Origin of the sequence: Klenkia terrae (genome assembly GCF_037083865.1) — a bacterium.
Taxonomy (GTDB): domain Bacteria; phylum Actinomycetota; class Actinomycetes; order Mycobacteriales; family Geodermatophilaceae; genus Klenkia; species Klenkia terrae.
In genome coordinates, this window is record NZ_JBAPLV010000002.1 from 185493 (window position 1) to 207374 (window position 21882).

Sequence of the window (21882 nt, forward strand, 5' to 3'; positions counted from 1 at the left end):
CCCCGGCCGCCGGCAGCACGCCGGCGACCGGGGCCGCTGTCGATCCCGGCGGGTCGACCGCCCCGCAACCCCGGGTCAAGCTGGCCACCAGCCTCCCCGAGCTGACCGAGGACGACGTCCTCTCCGTGCCCGTGGGTGCCCGGGGCGCGCTGCCGGACTGGCTGGCCGGCGCCGACCTGGACCCGGGGTGGGTGGCCGGCGCGCTGGCCGACACCGGCAACGGCGGCGCGCCCGGCGGGATCACCAACCTGCCGGTGCCCGGCCGGCGTCCGCGGTCGCTGGTGGCGGTGGGGGTCGGCGACGCCACCCCGGCCCACCTGCGCAGCTACGTCGCGGTCGCCGTCCGCCGGGCGCAGACCCTCGCCGAGCACGGCGCCACCCGGCTGGTGCTCCCGCTGCCGGCCGGCGCCGGACCCGAGCTCGTCCGGGTCGCCGCGGAGACCGTGCTGCTGGCCGGCCACCGGTTCCGGCAGACGTCCACCCCGCACCCGCCGCGGCTGGCCCGGGTGACCCTGGTCGTGCCGACCGCCGGGCCGGCCGAGGTCGATGCCCTGCACCGCGGGCTGGTCACCGCCGCGGCGGTGACCTGGGCGCGCGAGCTGGTGGCCACCCCGCCGGACACCGCCGACCCCGACTGGCTCGCCGAGGCCGCCCGGGAGCGGCTGGCCGGCCACGAACGGGTCACCACGACCGTGCTGGGACCCCGGCAGCTGCGGGCCGGGGGCTTCGGCGGCCTGCTCGCCGTGGGCGGCGGCTCCGACAGCCCGCCGCGGCTGGTGGTCGCCGAGCACGCCCCGCCGGACACCGCGGGCAGGCACGTGGTGCTCGTCGGCAAGGGCATCACGTTCGACACCGGCGGCATCTCGGTCAAGACCACCGCCGGCATGCGGCACATGCACACCGACATGGCCGGCGGTGCCGCCGTGCTGGCCGTCGTGGACGCGGTGGCCCGGCTGGGCCTGCCGGTGCGGGTGACCGCCGTGGTGCCGCTGGCGGAGAACGCGGTGTCCGGGTCGGCCTACCGACCCGGGGACGTGCTGACCCACGTCGGCGGGCGCACCACCGAGGTCCGGAACACCGACGCCGAGGGCCGGCTGGTGCTCGCCGACGCCCTGGCGCACGCCCGCCTCGTCCTCGGCGCGGACGTCCTCGTCGACGTGGCCACCCTGACCGGCGCCGCGCGCACCGCGCTCGGCGCCCGCACCGGGGCGCTGTACGCCACCGACGACGAGCTGGCCGACGGCCTGCTGGGCGCGGGCGGGGCAGCGGGCGAGCCGTGGTGGCGGATGCCGCTGGGCGAGGAGCACGTGGCGCACCTGCGACCGCAGCTGGACAGCCCGGTCGCCGATGCCAACAACGCCCCCGGCAACCCCGGCGCGACCACCGCCGCGCTGTTCCTGCAGCCCTTCTCCGGCGACCTGCCGTGGGCGCACCTGGACATCGCCGGACCGGCCCGGGCCGCGGCGGACCACGGCGGCACCGTCAAGGGCCCCACCGGATTCGCGGTCGCCACGCTGCTGCGGTGGCTGGAGGGTTTCCGACCCCCGGCAGCGGGCAGGGTCGAGGGAGAGCCGCGCCGCCCGGCGCGACCGTGAGGGAGGAGAGCACCGTGGCTGGACTCGGAGACAAGGCCAAGGACTTCCTGGGCAGCGACAAGGGCGAGAAGGCCAGCGACGGCGCCCTGGACAAGGGAGCCGACTTCGCCGAGGGCAAGGCGGGCGGGCACGCCGACCAGATCGCCAAGGGCCGCGACGCCGCCGACTCCAAGATCGGCGACGAGGGCCGCTGAGCCCACCGTGGCCCGGTCGGCAGACCGGGCCACGGACCCGCCGGTGTCGGGCAGGATGCGGGGGTGACCGAGCCCGCGCAGCACGGAGTCGTCTTCCCCGCAGGCCCCGACGGACGACGCAGCACCGCGTCCCTGGGCCGCGCCGTCGTCGCCGACGCGCTGCGGGCGGTGGACCCGACCGGCGCCCGGGCCGCCGAGCAGGAGACGAACTGGCGGGCCGGCTACCTGCCGCACCTGCGCCGCCTGGTCGAGACCGGGCTGGCCTCCCGGGAGGCCGCCGTGGGCATCGCCGACGCGGGGCTGGCCTCGCTGCACGAGCGCATGCGGGTCGTGGTGGGCGGTGCCGAGCAGCCGCTGTCGGTGCTGGCGTCGTCGGCGCCGGACCGGCACCTGGGCACCGAGACGGTGCACGGGACGGCCGAGCCCGAGCGGGAGCTGACCGTGCCGTTCCGCGGTCGCCGCCTCGGCGGCTCCGACCTCGCCCGGCAGCTGGACGCCTGGGTGGCCGGCGGGGCCGTGGAGCCCAGCTGCGCGGAGGCCGTCGCCGCGGTCGCGGCCCACCCGGAGTGGCTGGCGCTGCCCGGGCGGACGGTGGCCGTGCTCGGCGCCGGCGCCGAGATGGGTCCGCTGACCGCGCTGCTGCGCTGGGGCGCGACCGTCGCCGCGGTGGACCTGCCCCGCCCGCAGCTGTGGGACCGGGTGCTGGACACCGCCCGCCGCGGTGCCGGCACGCTGCTGCTGCCCACCGCGCACGGCGTCCGCGGGGCCGACCTGATCGGCGAGGTGCCCGCCGTCGCCGACTGGCTGGGCGGTCTGGACGGCGTCCCGGTGCTGGGCAACTACGTCTACGCCGACGGCGCGACCAACGTGCGGGTGTCCACCGCCGTCGACGTGCTGACCCTGCGGCTGCGGGCCCAGCGGCCCGACCTGGCGCTGGCCTTCCTGGCCACCCCGACCGACGTGTTCGTGGTCCCGGGCGAGGCGGTGCAGGCCTCGGTCGCCGCCTACGCCGACCGCGGCCGGACGGCGAAGCTGCTGGGCCGACCGCTGCGCACGCTGTCGGCGGGCCGGCTGCTGCAGCGGGCCTACGTGCCGGGCACCGACCCGGGGATCGCCGACAGCCTGGTGCCGCAGCAGGGTCCGAACTACGCGCTGGCCAAGCGGCTGCAGCGCTGGCGGGCGACCAGTGCCCGGGCGGACGGGGCGGTGGTGTCGATGAACGTCGCGCCGCCCACCCGCACCCGGTCGGTGCTGAAGAACCGGGCGCTGGCCGCGGCCTACGCCGGGGCGCACCGGTTCGGCGTCGAGGTGTTCGAGCCGGCGACGTCCAACGTGCTGATGGCCGCGCTGCTGGTGCACGACCTGCACACCGACGGCGGACCCCGGCACGACCTGCCGTGGCAGGACGAGGCCTACGCCGCCGCGCACGGCGGTCTGTGGCGGACGCCGTACGCCCCGCGCAGCGCGCTGGGGCTGGCCGCGGTGCTCGGGCTGGGCGCCGCGCGGGGCTAGGCGGGGCCGACCAGGCCGGCGACGATCTCCGCGGACAGCGTGACCAGCGGCAGCCCGCCGCCGGGGTGGGCGCTGCCGCCGACCAGGTAGAGCCCCGGCAGCGGGGAGGCGTTGGCCGGCCGGAGGAAGGCAGCGCGGGCGCCGTTGGACGACGTCCCGTAGATCGACCCGCCCACGCTGCCGGTGGCGCGGCCCAGGTCGGCCGGGGTGCGCACCTCGCGCCACCGGATGCGGTCGCGCACGTCCAGGCCGCGGCGGGCGAGGACGGCGAGCACCCGGTCGGCGTAGGAGTCGGCCAGGCCGGGGGCGTCCCAGTCCACGCCGCGGCCGGGCTCGTGCCGCGGTGCGTTGACCAGCACGAACCACGACTCGCTGTCCCCGTCGGGACGGGTGGCCGGGTCGTCGGGGGCGCTGACGTAGACCGTGGGGTCGGCCAGCGGCCGGGGGTCGGTGAACAGGCCGTCGAACTCGGCGTCGTAGTCGTCGGGGAAGAGCACCGTGTGGTGGGCCAGGTCCGGCGTCCGGCCGCGCAGCGCGAGCAGCAGCACGAAGCCCGACGAGGACGGCGTCGCCCGGGCCAGCGCCGCCCGGGCCCGGCGCACCGGGGCGTCGGCGGGCAGCAGGCGGTCGTAGAGGGCGGTGGCGTCGGCGTTCACGACCACCGCGTCGGCGGGCACCCGCTCACCGTCGGCCAGCTGCACGCCCGTCGTCCGGCCGCCCTCGACGAGCACCCGGGTGACCGGGGTCGACGTACGGACGACAGCGCCGCACTGCGCAGCCCGTTCGGCGACGGCCAGCGCCAGCCGGCGCAGCCCGCCGCGGACGTACCAGGACCCGAACGCCTGCTCCACCCAGGGCACGGTGGCCAGCGCGGCCGGGGCCCGGCGCGGGTCGGAGCCGGAGTAGGTGGCGTACCGGTCCAGCAGCACCCGCAGCCGGGGGTCGGTGAGGTACTGCGCGCCGAGCCCGCGCAGCGAGGACCACGGGGCGACGGTGCGGACGTCGTCGGCGGAGCGGGCCAGCCGGGCCAGCGTGCGGGCGCCCTGCAGCGGGGACCGCAGGAACGGCTGCTCGGTGGCCCGCCAGATCTCGCCGGCCCGGTCCAGCAGCGCCGACCACTCCGGCCCCAGGACCTCGCGCACCCCCGACAGGTCACCCGGGACGGCGACGCGGGTGCCGTCGGCGAAGCGGTAGGTCACCGCCGGGTCGAGCCGGACGAGGTCCAGGACGTCGTCCAGCGGTGCGCCGGTGGCGGCGAACAGGTCGCGGAGGACCTGCGGCAGCGTGACCAGCGAGGGGCCGGTGTCGAAGCCGTGCCCGTCGCGGGCGAACCAGCCCAGCTTCCCGCCCACCTCCGGTGCCTGCTCGAGCACCGTCACCGCGTGCCCGGCCGCCGCCAGCCGCGCGGCCGCGGCCAGTCCGCCGAGCCCGGCCCCCACCACCACGACGCGCGCCATGCCGCCCACGGTAGGAGGACATACGGTGCGCAGGTGCCGGCCGACGTGTGGACCCCCGTCGAGCTGCGCACCGGGCGCACCGTCCGGGTGCACCACCGCGAGTCCGGGACGGGCGGCCGTCCGCTGGTCCTGGTGCACGGCCTGGGCATGTCGGGCCGGTCGATGGTGCCGGCGCTGCGCCTGCTGAGCCGCGACCGGCGCACCCTGGCTCCAGATCTGCCCGGGTACGGCCGCACCCGCGGGGGTGGTCGCGCGCTGGGCGTCACCGGGCTGGCCGACGCGCTCAACCGGTGGCTGGACGCCGTCGGGCTCGACGAGGTCGACCTGGTCGGGCACTCGTTGGGTGCGCAGGTGGTCGCGGCCGCCGTCCGGGCGCGGCCGGAGCGGGTCCGGCACCTGGTCCTGGTCGGCCCGACGCGGGACCCGTCCGCGCCCACCTGGGTCGGCCAGGCCTGGCGGCTGCTGCGCGACGCCCCGCGGGAGCGGCCGGCGCTGCTGCTGGTCGCCGTCGTGGACTACCTGCGCGCCGGGCCGCTGACCATGGTCGCCGTGCTGCGGCACGCGCTCCGGCGCCCGGAGGAGCAGTCGATGAGCACGGTCGACGTCCCGGCGCTGGTGCTGCGCGGCAGCCGCGACCCCGTCGCCGGCCAACGCTGGTGCGAGGACCTGGCCGCGGTGCTGCCCCAGGGCCGGCTGCAGGTGGTCCCCGGTGGGCCGCACGGGCTGCTCTTCTCCGCCCCGGCGGAGGTCGCCGCGGCCGTCACGGAGTTCTGCCGGTGAGCCGGGCGATCACCGCGGCCTACCGGCTGGAGACCGGGCTGCGCGACCTCGCGTCCCGGATCGCCCGGGGCTTCGGCTGGACGCCGGTGGCCATCCCGTACCCGGGGTACGGCAGCGGCGGGCGGGTGCGGGTGCTCGGTCGGGTGCTGCTCGCGCCGGCCGGCACCCACCCGGAGTCCCGGCTGCGGATCCCCGGCTGGCAGCGCTTCCTCACCCTGGAGGCGCCGCGCACCGGGGTGGACGTGGAGGTCGCCGGTGTCCGGCAGCAGCTCACCAGCGACGACGACGGGCTGCTGGACGCCGTCCTGGAGGTGCCGGACCCGCTGACCGGCCGCCCGTCGGTGCCGGTGCGGATGGGGACCGGACGACGGTCGGCCACCGCCCCGCTGCACCTGGCCTCGATCGACGCGCACCGCGGCGTGGTCTGCGACATCGACGACACCGTGCTGGTCACCGAGATCGCGCACCCGCTGCGCGCGGCCTACCGGACGTTCGTGCAGCGCAGCCGGAACCGGAGGGCGGTGCCGGGGATGGCCGACCTGCTGCGCGAGCTCACCGCCGGCCGCGAGCACGTGCCGGTGCTGTACCTGTCCAACGGGCCGTGGAACCTGATCGGTCCGCTGTCCGCGTTCCTCGAGCGCAACGGGTTCCCGCCCGGGGCGCTGCTGCTCACCGACTGGGGCCTGCAGCCCGACCGGTGGTTCCGGGACGGCCAGGCGCACAAGCGCGGCTCGCTGCTGCGGCTGGCGGAGGACATGCCCGGGGTGGACTGGACGCTCGTCGGGGACACCGGCGAGCACGACCCGGCGCTATACGAGGAGTTCGCCACCGCCCACCCCGACCGGGTCGCGGAGATCCTGCTGGTCGACGCCGCGGTCGGCGGTCCGGTGGTCGACCGGCTGGGCACCATCCCGGTGCTGCGGGCCCCGGACGGTGCCGGGCTCAGCCGGGCACGGGCGACGCTGCACGGCTGAGCAGCTCGGCCAGGGCCGCGTCGGACTCGGCCAGGGCGCCGCGGTCGTACGTGCTGGAGGAGGCCACCAGCTCGGTGGCGCCGGTCCGCTCGAGGAGCTCGCCGACCTGGTCGGCCACCTGGGCCGGCGTGCCGGTGATCGCCCGGGACTGCTCGACGTACCGCCGCTGCGCTGGGGTCATGGCCCCGATCGAGTCCACCGGCTGCAGGGCCGGGAAGGTGCCCGTCGTCCGGGCCTGCGCCATCGCCCAGGCCTCGGGCAGCGCCAGCCGGCGGGCGTCGGCGGCGGTCTCGGCCACCAGCACGTCCGCAGACACGCCGACCCACGGCGCCGGCTGCGCGGGCGAGGGCACGAAGGCTTGCCGGTACCGGTCCAGCGCGTCCGGGTCGTCCAGCACGGGGCCGCCGACGACGACCGGCAGGCCCAGCTGCGCGGCGACCTGCAGCCCGTGCCCGGTGGCCAGCACGAACACCGGCACGGGTGCGGCCGGCCGCGGGTGCGCGGTGATCTCCGCGGTGCCGGCCAGGTGGGCGCGCAGCTCCGCGACGTCGGTGGCGAAGTCGGTGTCCTGCTGGCGCAGCGCCCGGCGGACCGGGGCGGTGAAGCCGGGGGAGCGGCCCACGCCCAGGTCGACCCGGCCCGGTGCCACCGCGGCCAGGGTGGCGAACTGCTCGGCGACGACGAGGGGCTGGTGGTGCGGCAGCATCACGCCCGCCGACCCCAGCCGGATCCGCGAGGTGGCCCCGGCCAGCACCGCGAGCAGCACGGCCGGCGCCGACCCGGCCACCCCGGGCACGCCGTGGTGCTCGGCCACCCAGAACCGGTCGTAGCCCAGTGCCTCGGCCCGCCGCGCCCGCTTCACGGTGTGCCCGATCGCATCGGCGTCGCTGCTGCCCACCCGGGTGCGGGTGCGGTCCAGCACGGAGAGCCCGACGTCGTCCATGCCGGGTGCAACGCAGCCGGTCGCCGTCTGCGTCCCGTGGTAGGACGGTCGCGTGAGCCGGATCAACGACGTCGGTGGCATGGCCGGGTTCCCCGCGATCGTGGAGGAGCCTGACGAGCCGCGGTTCCACGAGGACTGGGAGGCCCACGTCTTCGCGCTCAACGGGGCGCTGATCAAGCGCGGGGTCTACAACCTGGACGAGTTCCGGGACGCCCAGGAGCGGCTGCCGGTGGCGCAGTTCCTGGGGTCCTCCTACTACGAGCGCTGGTTCGCCGCGATCAACACGCTGCTGGTCGAGAAGGGTGTCGCGGCGCCCGGGGACCTGGAGCCGTGACCGCCTACGCGCCCGGCGACCGGGTGCGGACCCGGACCGCCGACCCGGCCGGGCACACCCGGCTGCCCCGATATGCCCGGGGCGCCACGGGCACCGTCGTCCAGGTGGCCGGGTCGCACCCGCTGGCCGACGACCGGGCCCGCGGGCTCGACGTCCCGGCCCAGCCGGTCTACCACGTGCGGTTCGCCGCCCGGGACCTGTTCGGCGACGGCGACCACGGGGTCACCGTCGAGCTCTGGCACGACCACCTCGACCACGACACGGAGGGACGGGCATGAGCGACGACCACGGCAGCTCGCTGATCTCGGCCCGGGTCCGGCACGTCGAGGCGCTGCTGGAGTCCCGCGGTCTGCTGGACGCGGGGGAGATCGACACCCGGATCGACGAGTTCGCGGCGGGCGGGACGCCGGCCAACGGCGCCCGCGTGGTCGCCCGGGCCTGGGTGGACGACGGCTTCCGCGACCGGCTGCTGGCCGACGCCAACGCCGCGCTGCCCGAGGTCGGCCTGTCGATGGCCGGCGGCCTGCAGGAGCAGCGGCTCAAGGTCGTGGCCAACGGACCGGACGAGCACCACGTGCTGGTCTGCACGCTGTGCAGCTGCTACCCGATCGCGCTGCTGGGGCCCTCGCCCAGTTGGTACAAGTCCGAGGCCTACCGCTCCCGCGTCGTCCGGGACCCGCGGTCGGTCCTGGCCGAGTTCGGCCTCGACCTGCCCGCGGGCACCCGGATCGAGGTCTGGGACGCCTCGGCGGAGTCCCGGTACATGGTGCTGCCGCGCCGTCCCGAGGGCACCGAGGGGCTGACCGAGGACCAGCTGGCCGGGCTGGTCACCCGCAAGGGCCTGATCGGGACGGCGGCGGTCTGACCCTGGGCTAGCTCCTCGCGGCCAGGACCCGCTGGTAGACCGCGACGGTCTGCTCGGCGATCGCCGGCCAGCCGAACTCCGCGAGCACCCGGTCCCGGCCGGCCGCACCCATGCCGGCGGCCCGGTCGGGGTCGGCCAGCAGCTCGGTCATCCGGGCCGCGAGACCGGCGGCGAACGCGGCCGGGTCGGCCTCGTCGTAGGGCACCAGCAACCCGGTCCGGCCGTCGTCGACGACCTCCGGGATGCCGCCCACGGCCGAGGCGACCACGGCGGTGCCGCACGCGGCGGCCTCCAGGTTGACGATCCCCAGCGGCTCGTAGACCGACGGGACGACGAACACCGTGGCGCCGGTGATCAGCGGGACCAGCTTCTGGCGCGGCAGCATCTCCTCGATCCAGACCACGCCGGTGCGCTGCTGCTGCAGCCGGGCCACCGCGTCGGCGACCTGCTGCCGCTCGGCCGGGGTGTCCGCGGCGCCGGCGCACAGCACCAGCCCGGCGTCGGGCGGCAGCTGCTCGGCCGCGGCCAGCAGGTGGACCAGGCCCTTCTGCCGGGTGATCCGGCCGACGAACAGGGCGTAGGGCCGGTCGGGGTCCACGCCGACGGAGCGGACGACGTCGTCGTCGTGGACCGGCCGGTAGGCCTCGGCGTCCACCCCGTTGCCGACGACCAGGACCTTGTCCGGGTCCAGCTCGGGGTAGGCGTCCAGCACGTCGGTGCGCATGCCGTTGCTGACCGCGATGACCGCGTCGGCGGCCAGGTAGGCGGTGCGCTCCACCCAGGAGGACAGCCGGTAACCACCACCGAGCTGGTCGGCCTTCCACGGCCGGCGAGGCTCCAAGGAGTGCGCGGTCACCACGTGCGGGATGCCGTGCACCAGGGAGGCCAGCTGGCCGGCGTGGTTGGCGTACCAGGTGTGCGAGTGCACCAGGTCGGCCCCGGCCAGCGCGGCGGCGATCTCGACGTCCACGCCGACGGCCTGCAGCGCGCCGTTGGCCTCGGCCAGCCCGGCCGGGACGGCGTGCGCGGTGGCGTCCTCGCGCGGCCCGCCGAAGCAGTGCACGTCGAGCTCGGGTCCGTCGGCGAGCCCGCGCACCGCGGCCACGAGGTGCTCGACGTGCACCCCGGCCCCTCCGTAGACGTCCGGCGGCCATTCCCTGGTGACGACTCCCACGCGCATGGGCCGAACCCTAGATGTCGCGGGCCCCCGGGGAACCGCGATCAGTCCTGGGGGTCGTCGCAGTCGAAGTCGCCGCGGACCGACGGGACCGGCGCGCCGAGCTCCTCGAGGGCGGCGTGCACCCGGTGGGCCGCGCAGCACTCGGGGTACGGGGGCTCGTGCCAGCCGGCCATCGGGTCGGGCGCGGGGTGCTCGACGGCCAGGTCCGGGCCGCCGTCCCAGTGGTCGCAGTGCTCGCCCGGGTAGCCGACCAGGTCGGCGCTGCCGCGGCGGAGCGCGACGACCAGGCCCTCCGGGCAGGGGGTGCCGGTCCAGCGGCCGATGCTCTCCAGCAGGTCGCCGTAGAGGGCGGTCCAGTCGGCCAGCTGCGGGCCCACCGGGGTCAGCGTGCGCGCGCGGCCACCGGCGACGACGTCCACGCCCGAGAGGCCCAGGGCGTCGCCGATGCGCTGCAGCCGGAAGACCACGAGCGCCTCGTCGGTGCCGCGGTCGAGCTCGACGGCGGCCCGCAGGTCGACCAGGCAGCGCGCCACGGCGAGGTCGGCGGCCCGGCGGGCGGCCTCGATCGCGGCGCTGCGGGGGAGTGCGCGGCTGAGCTTCACGCGGACAGCATGGCACCGGGTGCGCACCTGGCCGGGGTAGCCGTTAGGTTCACCACATGCGTGGCAGCCCGCGGGTACTCGGCATCGTCCTGGCTGGTGGAGAGGGCAAGCGCCTCTCCCCGCTCACCCAGGACCGGGCCAAGCCGGCGGTGCCCTTCGGGGGCAACTACCGGTTGGTCGACTTCGTGCTCTCCAACCTCGTCAACGCCGAGATCCGGCAGATCGCCGTGCTGACGCAGTACAAGAGCCACAGCCTGGACCGGCACATCACCACGACCTGGCGGATGAGCAGCCTGCTGGGCAACTACATCACCCCGGTGCCCGCCCAGCAGCGCCTCGGGCCGCGCTGGTTCACCGGCAGCGCCGACGCCATCTTCCAGTCGCTGAACCTGATCCACGACGCCCGGCCCGAGATCGTCGTCGTCTTCGGTGCCGACCACGTCTACCGCATGGACCCCGCGCAGATGATCGACCAGCACCTGCAGACCGGGGCCGGCGTGACCGTCGCCGGGCTGCGCGTGCCGCGGCACGAGGCCACCGAGTTCGGCGTCATCGACGCCGACGCCGACGGCAAGGTCAAGGGCTTCCTGGAGAAGCCGGCCGACCCGCCGGGCCTGCCCGACTCCCCGGAGGAGAGCTTCGCGTCGATGGGGAACTACGTGTTCACCACCGAGGCGCTGCTGGAGGCGCTGCGCGCCGACGCCGAGGACGACGCCTCCGTGCACGACATGGGCGGCTCGATCATGCCGATGCTGGCCGACAAGGGCGAGGCGTGGGTGTACGACTTCTCCACCAACGTCGTCCCCGGCGCCACCGAGCGCGACCACGGCTACTGGCGCGACGTGGGCACCATGGACAGCTACTACGACGCGCACATGGACCTGCGGTCGGTCTCCCCGGTGTTCAACCTCTACAACGACCGGTGGCCGATCTACACGCTGCCCCCGCAGCTGCCGCCGGCGAAGTTCGTGCTGGGCGGCCGCGCCGAGGACTCCATGGTCAGCGCCGGGGTGATCATCGCCGGCGGGTCGGTCCGCGGGTCCGTGGTCAGCCCCGGGGTGCGGGTCGACGGCTCCAGCAGCGTCGAGGACAGCGTGCTCATGGACGGCGTGCACATCGGCGAGGGCGCGGTGGTCCGCCGGGCGATCCTGGACAAGAACGTCGTCGTCCCGCCGTTCGCCCGGATCGGGGTCGACCACGAGGCCGACCGCTCCCGCTACCACGTGAGCGCCGGCGGCGTGACCGTGCTCGGCAAGGGCGCCCGCGCCATCCTCGACTGAGCCACGGTGCAGCCCCTGGTCGTCACGCTGCTGCTGGACGCCGAGGCCCAGCAGCGGTTCGACGGGCTGCGCGAGCGGCACTTCCCGGCCGACCGGAACCACCTGGCCGCGCACGTCACGCTGTTCCACGCGGTGCCCGGCGAGCACGAGGACGCCGTCCGGGCCGACCTGGCGGCCGCGGCCGACCGGCCGGGGTTCGACGTCGAGGTGGCCGGGCTGCGCCTGCTCGGCGGCGGGGTCGCGTTCGACCTGCGCTCGGACGACGTCACCGACCTGCGGACGGCGCTGGCCCGGTCCTGGGCGCCGTGGCTGACCCGGCAGGACGCTCAGTGGCGGCACCCGCACGTGACGGTGCAGAACAAGGTCGCCCCCGAGGTGGCCCGCGCCCTGCACGCGGACCTGGCCGCGGACTTCACGCCGTACCGGGTGCCGGCCGTGGGCCTCGGGCTCTGGCGCTACCTCGGTGGCCCGTGGGAGCCGGTGGAGCGCTACCTCTTCTAGCTGCGCTTGGTGGCGACCAGCAGGCCGGCGCCGACCGGGATGACCGCGCGGACCAGGTCCTCGTCGTCCTTGACCGCGCGGACCAGCTCGCGCCAGGCGACGGTCTGCGGGTCGCGCTGGGAGCGGTCGCCCACCGACGACGCGCTGATGCCGTGCAGCACCAGCGACCCGCCGGCGCGGACCAGGCCCAGCAGCGCGGGCAGCTGCTTGCTGTACTCCGCGGGGGGACCGGCACAGCAGACCAGGTCGTAGGCGGCCGGGGACAACCGCGGCAGCACCTCGCCGACCGTGCCGAAGATCAGCCGGGTGCGGCCGCTGGGCAGCCCGGCGTCGGTGAAGGTGCGGCGGGCGGCGCGCAGCTCGGTCGGGTCGGCGTCCAGCGCGGTCAGCACGCCGTCGGCCCGCATGCCCTGCAGCAGCCACAGCCCGGCGACGCCGCCGCCGCCGCCGATGGTCACCACGGAGCGGGCGCCGACCCCGGCGGCCAGCACGGCCAGCACGGCACCGACGGCGGGCTCGACCGGCGGCACGGTGCCCAGCGCGTCGACCGCGGCGGTGGCCCGGTGCCGGGCCTGGGCGAGCGCGGGGGACTCGGCGGCGAAGGTGTCCGCGTACGCCGCCGCGTCGGGGGTCTGCCCGCCCGGGGGCGGCGGTCCGGCGGCGCTGGTCACCCGGCGAGGGTAGTGGCCCCGGCCGCCGACGGGCGCACCGGGAACCGCCGTGGACCCGGCGGGAACACGGCGTACCTGCTCGTCCGTTGGTACGGGTGTGCGCCTGAAGCGTCCCTCGTCCGAGTCGACCGGCCCGTCGTCGACACCCACCGACCCGGCCGGGTCCGCCGCGGTCTGGGATGCTGGGGTGGTGACCGAGCCCGCTGCTGCCGACGTCTGGGTGGCCCCGACCTGGGAGCAGGTCGTCCGCGACCACTCCGCCCGGGTCTACCGCCTGGCCTACCGGCTCTCGGGCAACGCCCACGACGCCGAGGACCTCACCCAGGAGACCTTCGTCCGGGTGTTCCGCTCCCTGGCGTCGTTCTCCCCGGGCACCTTCGAGGGCTGGCTGCACCGGATCACCACGAACCTGTTCCTGGACATGGTGCGGCGGCGCCAGCGGATCCGCTTCGACGCCCTCCCCGAGGACACCGAGCGGCTCCCCGGCAGCGCGCCCAGCCCCGAGCAGGTCTACACCGACACCCACCTCGACCCCCAGGTGCAGGCCGCGCTCGACGCGCTGTCGCCGGAGTTCCGGGTGGCGGTCGTGCTGTGCGACATCGAGGGCCTGACCTACGAGGAGATCGCCGCCACGCTGGGCATCAAGCTCGGCACGGTGCGCAGCCGAATCCACCGCGGGCGGGTGCAGCTCCGCGAGGCCCTGGCCCACCTGGCACCGGGCCGTCGTCCCGTGCTCGAGGAGGGGCTGCGGTGAACATCCCGGTGAGCCACCTGGCCCAGGAGGCCATCGCCGCGCTGGTCGACGGCGAGCTGTCCGGCGTCGCCGCTGGCCGCGCCGCCCGGCACCTCACCGGGTGCGCCCAGTGCCGGCTGGCCGTCGAGGCCCAGCGCGAGGCCAAGGAGGCCCTGCACACCAGCCGCGACGTCGCCGTCCCCGGTGACCTGCTCAGCCGGCTGCAGGCCATCCCGTTCACCGCCGACGTGTCCGCCTCGGGCGGCTTCGGCGGTTCGGGCACCCTGCTCGCCTCGCCGGACCGGGTGATCGGCGGCGGGTTCTCCGCACCGCTCACCCCGCAGGAGACCCCCGACCGTCCGGGGCAGGCCCGCTGGCTGCGCCGCGGCGTGGCCGCCGGTCTGGCCGGGATCGGCGTCGGCGTGGTGGCTCTGGCGGTCAGCCTGCCCAGCGGCGGCCAGCCCGGTCCGGTGGCCCGCCCCGACACCGGCAGCGCGGCGACGTCCGGTGAGCGCACCGCCGTCGTCCCGCCGGTCGTCCGCACCGTCACGGTCGGCACGGAGCTGACCGGCGGCACCCCCTGACCGAGCGATCCGCAGGAGCCCCGGAGGACGCCGGGTACGTCCGGCCGGCGGGGACCGACGGGTCCTTCGACCGCCCGGCAGCCCCGGCGCCGGGGCACCGTCCCGTCCCGCCCCCGCCGCCGGAGCAGCAGGCCGCCTTCGGCCGGCCCGCCGACGTCGAGGGCTCGTTCGCCGGTGACCGCCCCGTGGCCCGCCCCCGCCCGCCGGTGGCCCTGCCGCCGGAGGCCGTGCTGCGCGCCTTCGCCCCCCGCGACGGCCAGAGCGGCCTGGGCCTGCCGCCCGGTGGCCGCCCCGGCGCCCGGCGCACGTCGTCGGGTCCGTGGTGGAAGCCCGACGCCGCGGCCGACCCGTGGCGCGACCCGCTGGCCCCCTCGAGCCTGGGCCGGCCCGCGGAGTACGTCGAGGAGTCCGAGCCCCAGGGGCCGATCCAGGTCGACGCGAAGGGTCGCCGCCGGCTGCGGCTGGGCGACATCACGCTGCCGGTCGCGGTGATCGCCGTCCTGTCGCTGCTGTTCGTCGCCGCCCTCGGCGGCACGCTGAGCTGGTACCTGGGCCGCACCGCGACCGAGTCGCCGCTGCTGACCGCCAACACCCAGCTGTCCGAGGTCTCCCCGGGGATCAGCCGGGCGCCCGGCTCGGTCGCCGACATCGCCCAGCAGGTGGGCCCCGCCGTCGTCTCCATCGAGGTGCGGGTCGGTGACTCCGGGGCCACCGGGTCCGGCGTCGTCGTCGACGCGGAGAACGGCTACATCATCACCAACAACCACGTGGTCTCCGGCGCCGACGACGTCGAGGGCGCCGAGATCCGCGCGGTCTTCTCCGACGGCAGCGGGTCCGACGCGCGGATCGTGGGCCGCGACCCGGCCAGCGACATCGCGGTGATCAAGGTGGAGAAGCCCGGCCTGGTGGCCGCCTCCCTCGCCACGGCCGGCTCGGTCGTCGTCGGCGACCCGGTGGTGGCCATCGGCTCGCCGCTGGGCCTGGCCGGCACGGTGACCAGCGGGATCGTCAGCGCGCTGGACCGGCCGGTGCGGCTGTCGGGGGAGGGCAGCGACACCAACGCGGTGATCAGCGCCATCCAGACCGACGCCCCGATCAACCCGGGCAACTCCGGCGGCGCCCTCGTCGACGGCACCGGAGCGGTGATCGGCATCAACACCGCCATCGCCTCGCTGGGCGGCAGCGGCACCACCGGCGGCTCGATCGGGCTCGGCTTCGCCATCCCGATCGACACCGCCCGGGACATCGCCGAGCAGCTGATCAGCACCGGCACCGCGGTGCACGCCTCGCTCGGGGTGCAGGCCCGGTCGGTCACCGACGGCGCCCGCGACGGCGCCCTGGTGGTGAACGTGGAGCCCGGCAGCCCCGCCGAGGCCGCCGGCATCGAGGAGCAGGACGTCATCATCGCCGTCGACGGCACGCCGGTCGGGTCCTCGGAGGAGCTGCAGGTGGCCGTGGACAGCAAGTCCCCCGGGGACACCGTGACCGTCGAGCTGGTCCGCGACGGCGGCTCCTCGACCGAGGTCCAGGCCACGCTCACCACGGCCTGAGCCGACACCCAGGCACGCTGCCTACAGTTGCCCTCGACGACCCGCGGGAGGGGATGAGCAGGTGTTCGACTCGATCGGCTGGGGCGAGATCATCGTCCTCGGGTTGGCCGCGCTGTTCATCTTCGGCCCCGACCGCCTGCCCACCCTGGCCAAGGACGCCGCGCAGGGCCTGAAGAAGGTGCGCGAGATGGTCACCGGTGCGCGCGGTCAGCTGCAGGACAGCCTGGGCGACGACTTCGACCAGCTGCGCGACCTCGACCTGCGCAAGTACCACCCGAAGACGTTCATCCGCGACCAGCTCATGGGCGACGACGGGCCGGTCGTGACCCGGGGCAGCGGCCGCACCTCGGCCACCGCGGCGGTCGCCGGGACCGCCGCGGTGGCCGGTGCGAGCGCGTTGTCCCGGGCGGGCGCGCCCCGGGACCGGTCGCAGCCGGCGCCCTACGACACCGACGCGACCTAGGCCCCGAGGCCGCGGGCCTACCTCCGGACGGGGGTGAGGCCCAGCGACATCCCGGACAGACCGCGGGAGCGGACCGCGAGGCCCTCGGCGATCTTCTCCAGCGCCTGGGCCGCGGGGGCGTCGGGCTGGGCGAGCACGATCGGCGCACCGGCGTCGCCGGCCTCGCGCAGCCGGGTGTCCAGCGGGATCTGGCCCAGCAGCGGCACCCGGGCGCCGAGGGTCTTGGTCAGCGCGTCGGAGACCGCCTGGCCGCCGCCGGAGCCGAAGAGCTCCATGCGGGAGCCGTCGGGGAGCTCCAGCCAGGACATGTTCTCGACCACGCCGACCACCTGCTGGTGGGTCTGGGTGGCGATCGCCCCGGCGCGCTCGGCCACCTCGGCGGCGGCCTGCTGCGGGGTGGTCACGACCAGGATCTCGGCGTTGGGCACCAGCTGGGCCACCGAGATCGCCACGTCGCCGGTGCCCGGGGGCAGGTCCATGAGCAGCACGTCCAGGTCGCCCCACCAGACGTCGGCGAGGAACTGCTGCAGCGCGCGGTGCAGCATCGGCCCGCGCCAGACGACCGGGGTGTTGCCCGGGGTGAACATGCCGATCGAGATGACCTTCACCCCGTAGGCCTGCGGGGGCATGATCATGTTGTCGACCTGGGTCGGCTTGTCCTCGACGCCCAGCATGCGGGGGACGGAGTGGCCGTAGATGTCGGCGTCGACGACGCCGACGCTCAGCCCGCGCTTGGCCAGCGAGGCGGCCAGGTTCACCGTGACGCTGGACTTGCCGACCCCGCCCTTGCCGGAGGCGACAGCGTAGACGCGGGTCAGCGAGCCGGGCTGGGCGAAGGGGATGACGGCCTCGGGGGCGTCGGTGCCGCGGACGGTCTTGCGCAGCTCCGCGCGCTGCTCGTCGTTCATGACGTCGAGCCCGACCTTGACGCCGGTGACGCCGGCGACGCCGGAGACGGCCTCGGTGACCCGGCTGGTGATGGTCTCGCGCATCGGGCAGCCGGAGACGGTCAGGTAGACGTCCACCTCGACCAGGCCGTCCGCACCGATCCGGACGTCCTTGATCATGCCGAGCTCGGGGAGCGGCCGGTTGATCTCGGGGTCCTGGACCGTGGCCAGGGCGGCGTTGACGGCGTCGGCGGCCGGGGTGGCGGTCAGCGTCTCGGACATGCGGTGGTGGGTCTCCTCGCATCGGTGGGGGCCCGCGTCGTCCCGGTCGCCCGCACCCGAGCGGGGCGGCGACCTGCGCAGCAGGCCGTCCACCACTGTACGGCGGCCGGCGTCCTAGAGTCCGGGCTCGTGACGGACCCCGCACGCGCTGCCCGGCGGGCGACCATCCGGGACGCCCTGGGGCTGGGCGTGGCCGTCGGCCTCTACGGCGCCGCCTTCGGGGCCGCCGCGGTCGCCGCGGGGCTGGACGCCTGGCAGGCCTGCGCCCTGTCGCTGCTGATGTTCACCGGTGCCTCGCAGTTCGCCCTGGTCGGCGTGCTGGGCGCCGGCGGCGGCGTGCTGGCCGCGGTCGGCAGCGCCGTGCTGCTGGGCACCCGCAACACGATCTACGGCGTCCGGCTGGTGCCGTTGCTGCAGCCCAGGGGCGGACTGCGGCGGCTGGGGACGGCGCACCTGGTCATCGACGAGTCCACCGCGCTGGCCCTGGCCGCCCCCGACCGGGCCAACGCCCGGCTGGCCTTCACCGTCGGCGGCGGGTCGATCTTCCTGGGCTGGAACATCACCACGCTGATCGGTGCGCTGGGTGCCGACGCGCTGACCGGGGCGTCGCTGGCCGCGCTGGACGCCGTCGTCCCGGCCGCGTTCCTGGCGCTGCTGTGGCCGCGGCTGCAGCGGAGCTGGGCCGAGCCGGCCGCCCAGCGGCGGGTGGCCCTGGGCGGCGCGGTGGTCGCGCTGGCGCTCACCCCGTTCGTGCCGGCGGGGGTGCAGGTGATCACCGCCGTCGTCGCGGTGGCCCTGGCCGGGCGGTGGCGGCGGTGAGCGGGCTCTGGCTGGCGGTGCTGCTCGGGTCGCTGGGCTGCTACCTGCTGAAGGTCGCCGGGCTGAGCGTGCCGGCCGCGTGGGTCGAGCACCCGGTGGTGGCCCGGGTGGTCGACTTCGTGCCGGCGGCGCTGCTGGCCGCGCTGGTCGCGGTGCAGGCCGCGACCTCCGGGTCGGCCCTGGTGGTGGACGGCCGGCTGGCCGGGCTCGTGGTGGCCGCGGTCGCGCTGGCGCTGCGGGCGCCCTTCGTCGTCGTCCTGCTGCTGGCGGGGCTGACCGGGGCCGGCGTGCACTGGCTAGGGTCGGGCGGGTGACCACCGTGGCCGGGGAGCTCGTCGACGAGCAGACCCGCTGCGCGCACTACCGCACCGACCTGGACGTCGTGGCGATCCGGTTCGCCTGCTGCGAGCCCTACTACGGCTGCCACCTGTGCCACGCGGCGTGCGCCGACCACCCCGCCGTCGTCTGGCCGGCCGACGACCGGTCGGTGCACGCGGTGCTGTGCGGGGTCTGCCGCGGCACCCTGTCGATCGCGGACTACACGGTGGCCGACGGCTGCCCGCACTGCGCGGCCCCGTTCAACCCCGGGTGCCGGCTGCACCACCACCTCTACTTCGGCTGACCGGGTGGCAGGCTCGGGCCCGTGGACGATCCGGGTGCCGTGGCCACCGCGTTGAAGGCCGAGCTCGTGGGCATCGACAGCGTCAACCCAGGCCTGGTGCCCGGCGCCGCCGGCGAGCGGCGGATCGTGGCCCACCTGCGCGACCGGCTGGACCGCGCCGGCTTCGCCACCACCGTCGTCCCGTCGGCCGGGCCGGGCGACCGGCCCAGCCTGGTCGCCGTGCCGCCCGGTCCCGCGGGACGCCCGACGGTGCTGCTCAACGGGCACCTGGACACCGTCGGGGTCACCGGGATGGCCCGGCCGTTCGCCCCGCGGGTGGACGGCGACCGGTTGTCCGGTCGGGGTGCCGCGGACATGAAGGGTGGGGTCGCCGCCCTGGTGACGGCCGCCGAGGGTCTGGTGGACGGGCCGGTGCGGGCGGTGCTGGCCCTGGTGGCCGACGAGGAGGACGCCAGCACCGGCACCGAGGCCGTGCTGGCCGCGCTGCCCGACCTGGGCGTGCGCCCCGACGTCTGCGTGGTCGGCGAGCCCACCGACCTGGCCCTCGCGCGCACGCTGCGCGGGTTCGTCGTGCTGCGGGTCCGGTTCACCGGCCGGGCCGCGCACAGCTCGCAGCGCGACCTGGGGGTCGACGCGATCGCGCACCTGGGCCGGTTCCTGGCGGCGGTCGAGGACCGGGCGGGCGCGGTGCGGGCCGGGGGCGGTGAGCTCATGGTCACCGTCGTCCGCGGTGGCACGTCTCCCTTCGTCGTCGCCGACGCCGCGGAGTGCCTGGTGGAGCGGCGCACCGTGCCCGGGGAGGACTCGGCGTCGGCGCTGGCCGAGGTGCGGGCCCTGCTGGCCCCGGACTGGGCAGCCGAGGTCGACCTCGTCGCGGCCCGGGAACCCTGGCAGCTGGACGACAAGGGGCCGGCGGCCGACCTGGCCGACGCCCTCGGCGGCGCACTGGGCACCGGCCGCACCCTCGACGCCCCCTACTGGATGGAGGCGGCGCTCTGGCAGCAGGTGTGCCCGGCCCTGGTGTGCGGGCCCTCCGGCGGCGGGCTGCACGCCGTCGACGAGTGGGTCGACCTGCGCCAGGTCCGCGCCTTCACCACCGCCCTGCTGCAGGTGCTGCCGCGTGTCCGCTGACCCCCGTGGGCTGCGCGGCGACGCCCCCCTGCTGGACGCCTGGCTCCGCTTCCGCGAGCAGCCGGTCACCCCGTTCACCATCCCCGGCCACAAGCAGCGCCACGACCTGGTCGGCGACGTGGTGGCCGGCGACGTCCCGCTGTACGGCGGACTGGACACGGTGCACCTGGACGCCGGGGTGCTGGCCGACGCCGAGGCGCGGGCCGCCCGGCTGTGGGGGGCCGACGTCTGCCGGTTCTCCACCGGTGGGGCCACCCACGCCAACCAGGCGGTCGCGCTGGCGGTCGGCCGCCCCGGCGACGAGGTCGTGGTCAGCCGCACCCTGCACCGGTCGATGCTGATCGGGCTGGTGCTGGCCGGGCTGGTCCCGGTGTGGGTCCGGCCCGACGTCGACCCGGCCACCGGCCTGCCGCTGGGCGTGGCCCCGGCGACGGTGGCCCGTGCGCTGGCCGAGCACCCCCGCGCCCGGGCGGTGTTCGTCGGCGACCCCTCCTACGTCGGCACGGTCGGCGACGTGGCCGGGCTGGCCGACGCCGCGCACGCCCACGACGTCCCGCTGGTCGTGGACGGCGCCTGGGCGGCGCACTTCGGCTTCCACCCCGACCTGCCCCGGCACGCCCTGCAGCTGGGCGCCGACGTGCTGGTCACCAGCGCGCACAAGACGCTGCCGGCCTGGAGCCAGGCCGCCCTCGTGCTCGCCCGCACCCAGCGGGTGGACCCGGTCCGGCTGGACGCCGGGGTGGAGGCCACCGCCACCACCAGCCCGGCCGGCGCGGTGCTGGCCAGCACCGACGCCGCCCGCGCACTGCTGGCCCGGGACGGCGAGCAGCTGCTCGGCGCGGCGATGGCCGCCGCCCGGCGGGCCCGCGACCGGCTGGCCGACGTGTCCGGCCTCGTGCTGGTGGACGGTGACCCGCTGGTGCTCACCCTCGTGCTGCCGGGCACCGGCGCGGACGGGCTGGCCGTGGAGCGGGACCTGCTGGCCGCCGGCCTCCCGGTGGAGGCCGCCGAGCGGGACCTGGTCAAGGCGGTGGTCACCCTGGCCGACGACGACCGCAGCCTGGGCGCGTTCACCGACGTCGTCACCGCCTCGGTGCAGCGGCACCGCGGCGTCCCGCGGCCGGTGGTGGGGGCCGCGGTCTACGGCGTGGTGCCGGTGCCCGTGCTGCCGCCGCGGGAGGCGTTCTTCGCCGACCGGGAGGCCGTCCCGCTCGCCGACGCGGTGGGCCGGGTCTGCGCCGAGCTGGTCGCGCCGTACCCGCCGGGCATCCCGGTGCTGGCGCCGGGGGAGGAGGTCACCGCGGCCGCCCTGGCTGCGCTGGCCGCCGCCGCGGACGCCGGCGTCCGGATCGCCTACGCCGCCGACCCCACCCTGGCGACCCTGCAGGTGGTGCGTCGGTGAGCGGGCTGCCGGAGCGCTGGGGAGTCACCGACGCGGAGGCCGCGGCCACCTACGGCTGCGACGAGCTGGCGCCCGACGCCCCCGGCCGCTGGCTGCGCGGGGTGGACGTCGCCGCCCCGGTGGAGGTGGCGTTCCGCTGGCTGTGCCAGCTGCGGGCCGCGCCCTACAGCTACGACCTGGTCGACAACCTCGGCCGGCGCAGCCCGCGGACGCTGACCCCCGGCCTGGACGAGCTCGAGGTCGGCCAGCGGGTGGCCACGGTGTTCCGCCTGCACGCCTTCGTCCCCGGCCGCGAGCTCACCCTGGTGCTGCCGCCGAGACCGGTGGCGCGGGCCAGCGGGGACATGGTGGTCAGCTACGCCGCCCTGCCGGGGGCCGCCGCCGGCACGAGCCGGCTGGTCGCCGTCCTGCGGGTGCAGCCGCTGCCCCGCCCGGTGGCGGCGGCGCTGTGCTGGGGCGACCTGGTGATGATGCGCCGGCAGCTGCAGGTCCTCGCCGGGCTGGCAGCCGGCTGAGCGCGG

Annotated in this window: 26 protein-coding genes; 20 read left to right on the top strand and 6 right to left on the bottom strand. The window is 76.6% G+C overall.

What is annotated here, in order from left to right:
- Positions 1 to 125: 125 nt before the first annotated feature.
- The 3 genes from UXQ13_RS02965 (at position 126) to UXQ13_RS02975 (ending at position 3301) form a co-directional block, all read left to right on the top strand.
- On the top strand, positions 126 to 1595 hold the full coding sequence (locus tag UXQ13_RS02965; protein WP_336391796.1) for a leucyl aminopeptidase family protein: 1470 nt from the start codon (positions 126 to 128) through the stop codon (positions 1593 to 1595).
- Between the two features lie 14 nt (positions 1596 to 1609).
- Positions 1610 to 1789 (top strand): Rv0909 family putative TA system antitoxin, encoded by a 180-nt coding sequence (locus UXQ13_RS02970; RefSeq protein ID WP_225232714.1) that lies wholly within the window; start codon positions 1610 to 1612, stop codon positions 1787 to 1789.
- A 63-nt stretch (positions 1790 to 1852) separates the two neighbouring features.
- Positions 1853 to 3301, top strand: a complete 1449-nt coding sequence (locus UXQ13_RS02975) for a hypothetical protein (protein WP_336391797.1) — start codon at positions 1853 to 1855, stop codon at positions 3299 to 3301.
- Here the strand turns inward: UXQ13_RS02975 and UXQ13_RS02980 are convergent.
- Entirely contained in the window at positions 3298 to 4758 is a 1461-nt protein-coding gene (locus tag UXQ13_RS02980) for a phytoene desaturase family protein (RefSeq protein WP_336391798.1), read from the bottom strand. The two genes, UXQ13_RS02975 and UXQ13_RS02980, sit on opposite strands and share 4 nt — an antisense overlap.
- 33 nt (positions 4759 to 4791) lie before the next feature.
- On the opposite strand from UXQ13_RS02980, the gene UXQ13_RS02985 reads away from it, so the two are divergent.
- On the top strand, positions 4792 to 5538 hold the full coding sequence (locus UXQ13_RS02985; RefSeq protein ID WP_336391799.1) for an alpha/beta fold hydrolase: 747 nt from the start codon (positions 4792 to 4794) through the stop codon (positions 5536 to 5538).
- Positions 5535 to 6512: an App1 family protein gene (locus UXQ13_RS02990; RefSeq protein ID WP_336391800.1), complete on the top strand. Its 978-nt coding sequence runs from the start codon at positions 5535 to 5537 to the stop codon at positions 6510 to 6512. The genes UXQ13_RS02985 and UXQ13_RS02990 overlap by 4 nt, the downstream gene beginning before the upstream one ends.
- Here UXQ13_RS02990 and UXQ13_RS02995 read toward each other — a convergent pair.
- Positions 6481 to 7455 carry an MsnO8 family LLM class oxidoreductase gene (locus UXQ13_RS02995; RefSeq protein WP_336391801.1) on the bottom strand — a complete coding sequence of 325 codons (975 nt, stop codon included), beginning with the start codon at positions 7453 to 7455 and terminating at the stop codon, positions 6481 to 6483. The two genes, UXQ13_RS02990 and UXQ13_RS02995, sit on opposite strands and share 32 nt — an antisense overlap.
- Positions 7456 to 7507: 52 nt before the next feature.
- Here UXQ13_RS02995 and UXQ13_RS03000 point away from each other — a divergent pair, with 52 nt between their 5' ends.
- The 3 genes from UXQ13_RS03000 to UXQ13_RS03010 are packed head-to-tail and all read left to right on the top strand — an operon-like array spanning position 7508 to position 8654.
- Entirely contained in the window at positions 7508 to 7789 is a 282-nt protein-coding gene (locus UXQ13_RS03000; protein ID WP_336391802.1) for a hypothetical protein, read from the top strand.
- Complete coding sequence (locus tag UXQ13_RS03005) at positions 7786 to 8067, top strand: SH3-like domain-containing protein (protein WP_336391803.1); 282 nt, start codon at positions 7786 to 7788, stop codon at positions 8065 to 8067. The genes UXQ13_RS03000 and UXQ13_RS03005 overlap by 4 nt, the downstream gene beginning before the upstream one ends.
- Complete coding sequence (locus UXQ13_RS03010; protein WP_225232708.1) at positions 8064 to 8654, top strand: nitrile hydratase subunit alpha; 591 nt, start codon at positions 8064 to 8066, stop codon at positions 8652 to 8654. Before UXQ13_RS03005 ends, UXQ13_RS03010 begins: the two co-directional genes overlap by 4 nt.
- Positions 8655 to 8661: 7 nt before the next feature.
- Here UXQ13_RS03010 and glgA read toward each other — a convergent pair whose 3' ends face one another.
- Both glgA and UXQ13_RS03020 read right to left on the bottom strand, forming a co-directional pair.
- A complete protein-coding gene (gene glgA / locus UXQ13_RS03015) occupies positions 8662 to 9834 on the bottom strand; it encodes a glycogen synthase (protein ID WP_225232707.1) in 1173 nt (390 codons plus the stop codon).
- Positions 9835 to 9875: 41 nt separating this feature from the next.
- Positions 9876 to 10436 (bottom strand): hypothetical protein, encoded by a 561-nt coding sequence (locus UXQ13_RS03020; RefSeq protein WP_336391804.1) that lies wholly within the window; start codon positions 10434 to 10436, stop codon positions 9876 to 9878.
- A gap of 56 nt (positions 10437 to 10492) precedes the next feature.
- Between UXQ13_RS03020 and glgC the strand changes: the two genes are divergently transcribed.
- Entirely contained in the window at positions 10493 to 11716 is a 1224-nt protein-coding gene (gene glgC / locus UXQ13_RS03025; RefSeq protein ID WP_225232705.1) for a glucose-1-phosphate adenylyltransferase, read from the top strand.
- 6 nt (positions 11717 to 11722) lie between these two features.
- Complete coding sequence (locus UXQ13_RS03030; protein ID WP_225232704.1) at positions 11723 to 12217, top strand: 2'-5' RNA ligase family protein; 495 nt, start codon at positions 11723 to 11725, stop codon at positions 12215 to 12217.
- Here the strand turns inward: UXQ13_RS03030 and UXQ13_RS03035 are convergent.
- The gene (locus UXQ13_RS03035) at positions 12214 to 12888 is read right to left on the bottom strand and encodes an O-methyltransferase (RefSeq protein ID WP_336391805.1); all 675 of its coding nucleotides are present in this window, start codon (positions 12886 to 12888) and stop codon (positions 12214 to 12216) included. The genes UXQ13_RS03030 and UXQ13_RS03035 overlap by 4 nt on opposite strands.
- A gap of 190 nt (positions 12889 to 13078) precedes the next feature.
- Here UXQ13_RS03035 and sigE point away from each other — a divergent pair, with 190 nt between their 5' ends.
- From sigE to UXQ13_RS03055, 4 genes are all read left to right on the top strand, one after another.
- Positions 13079 to 13642, top strand: a complete 564-nt coding sequence (gene sigE / locus UXQ13_RS03040) for an RNA polymerase sigma factor SigE (RefSeq protein WP_225232702.1) — start codon at positions 13079 to 13081, stop codon at positions 13640 to 13642.
- Positions 13639 to 14205 carry an anti-sigma factor family protein gene (locus UXQ13_RS03045; protein ID WP_225232701.1) on the top strand — a complete coding sequence of 189 codons (567 nt, stop codon included), beginning with the start codon at positions 13639 to 13641 and terminating at the stop codon, positions 14203 to 14205. Before sigE ends, UXQ13_RS03045 begins: the two co-directional genes overlap by 4 nt.
- 185 nt (positions 14206 to 14390) lie before the next feature.
- A complete protein-coding gene (locus UXQ13_RS03050; RefSeq protein WP_336391806.1) occupies positions 14391 to 15755 on the top strand; it encodes a S1C family serine protease in 1365 nt (454 codons plus the stop codon).
- Between the two features lie 61 nt (positions 15756 to 15816).
- Positions 15817 to 16218, top strand: a complete 402-nt coding sequence (locus tag UXQ13_RS03055; RefSeq protein ID WP_225232699.1) for a twin-arginine translocase TatA/TatE family subunit — start codon at positions 15817 to 15819, stop codon at positions 16216 to 16218.
- A 17-nt stretch (positions 16219 to 16235) separates the two neighbouring features.
- Here UXQ13_RS03055 and UXQ13_RS03060 read toward each other — a convergent pair whose 3' ends face one another.
- Positions 16236 to 17387, bottom strand: a complete 1152-nt coding sequence (locus UXQ13_RS03060; RefSeq protein ID WP_225232698.1) for an Mrp/NBP35 family ATP-binding protein — start codon at positions 17385 to 17387, stop codon at positions 16236 to 16238.
- Positions 17388 to 17516: 129 nt separating this feature from the next.
- On the opposite strand from UXQ13_RS03060, the gene UXQ13_RS03065 reads away from it, so the two are divergent.
- From UXQ13_RS03065 to UXQ13_RS03090, 6 genes are read left to right on the top strand one after another with little or no spacing between them, the layout of a single operon-like run.
- Entirely contained in the window at positions 17517 to 18206 is a 690-nt protein-coding gene (locus tag UXQ13_RS03065) for an AzlC family ABC transporter permease (RefSeq protein WP_225232697.1), read from the top strand.
- On the top strand, positions 18203 to 18520 hold the full coding sequence (locus tag UXQ13_RS03070; protein WP_225232696.1) for an AzlD domain-containing protein: 318 nt from the start codon (positions 18203 to 18205) through the stop codon (positions 18518 to 18520). The genes UXQ13_RS03065 and UXQ13_RS03070 overlap by 4 nt, the downstream gene beginning before the upstream one ends.
- The gene (locus tag UXQ13_RS03075; RefSeq protein ID WP_225232695.1) at positions 18517 to 18828 is read left to right on the top strand and encodes a CHY zinc finger protein; all 312 of its coding nucleotides are present in this window, start codon (positions 18517 to 18519) and stop codon (positions 18826 to 18828) included. Before UXQ13_RS03070 ends, UXQ13_RS03075 begins: the two co-directional genes overlap by 4 nt.
- A gap of 21 nt (positions 18829 to 18849) precedes the next feature.
- Positions 18850 to 19959 (top strand): M20 family metallopeptidase, encoded by a 1110-nt coding sequence (locus UXQ13_RS03080; RefSeq protein ID WP_225232694.1) that lies wholly within the window; start codon positions 18850 to 18852, stop codon positions 19957 to 19959.
- Entirely contained in the window at positions 19949 to 21361 is a 1413-nt protein-coding gene (locus tag UXQ13_RS03085) for an aminotransferase class I/II-fold pyridoxal phosphate-dependent enzyme (protein ID WP_225232693.1), read from the top strand. The genes UXQ13_RS03080 and UXQ13_RS03085 overlap by 11 nt, the downstream gene beginning before the upstream one ends.
- Complete coding sequence (locus tag UXQ13_RS03090; RefSeq protein ID WP_225232692.1) at positions 21358 to 21876, top strand: hypothetical protein; 519 nt, start codon at positions 21358 to 21360, stop codon at positions 21874 to 21876. The genes UXQ13_RS03085 and UXQ13_RS03090 overlap by 4 nt, the downstream gene beginning before the upstream one ends.
- Positions 21877 to 21882: the final 6 nt, after the last annotated feature.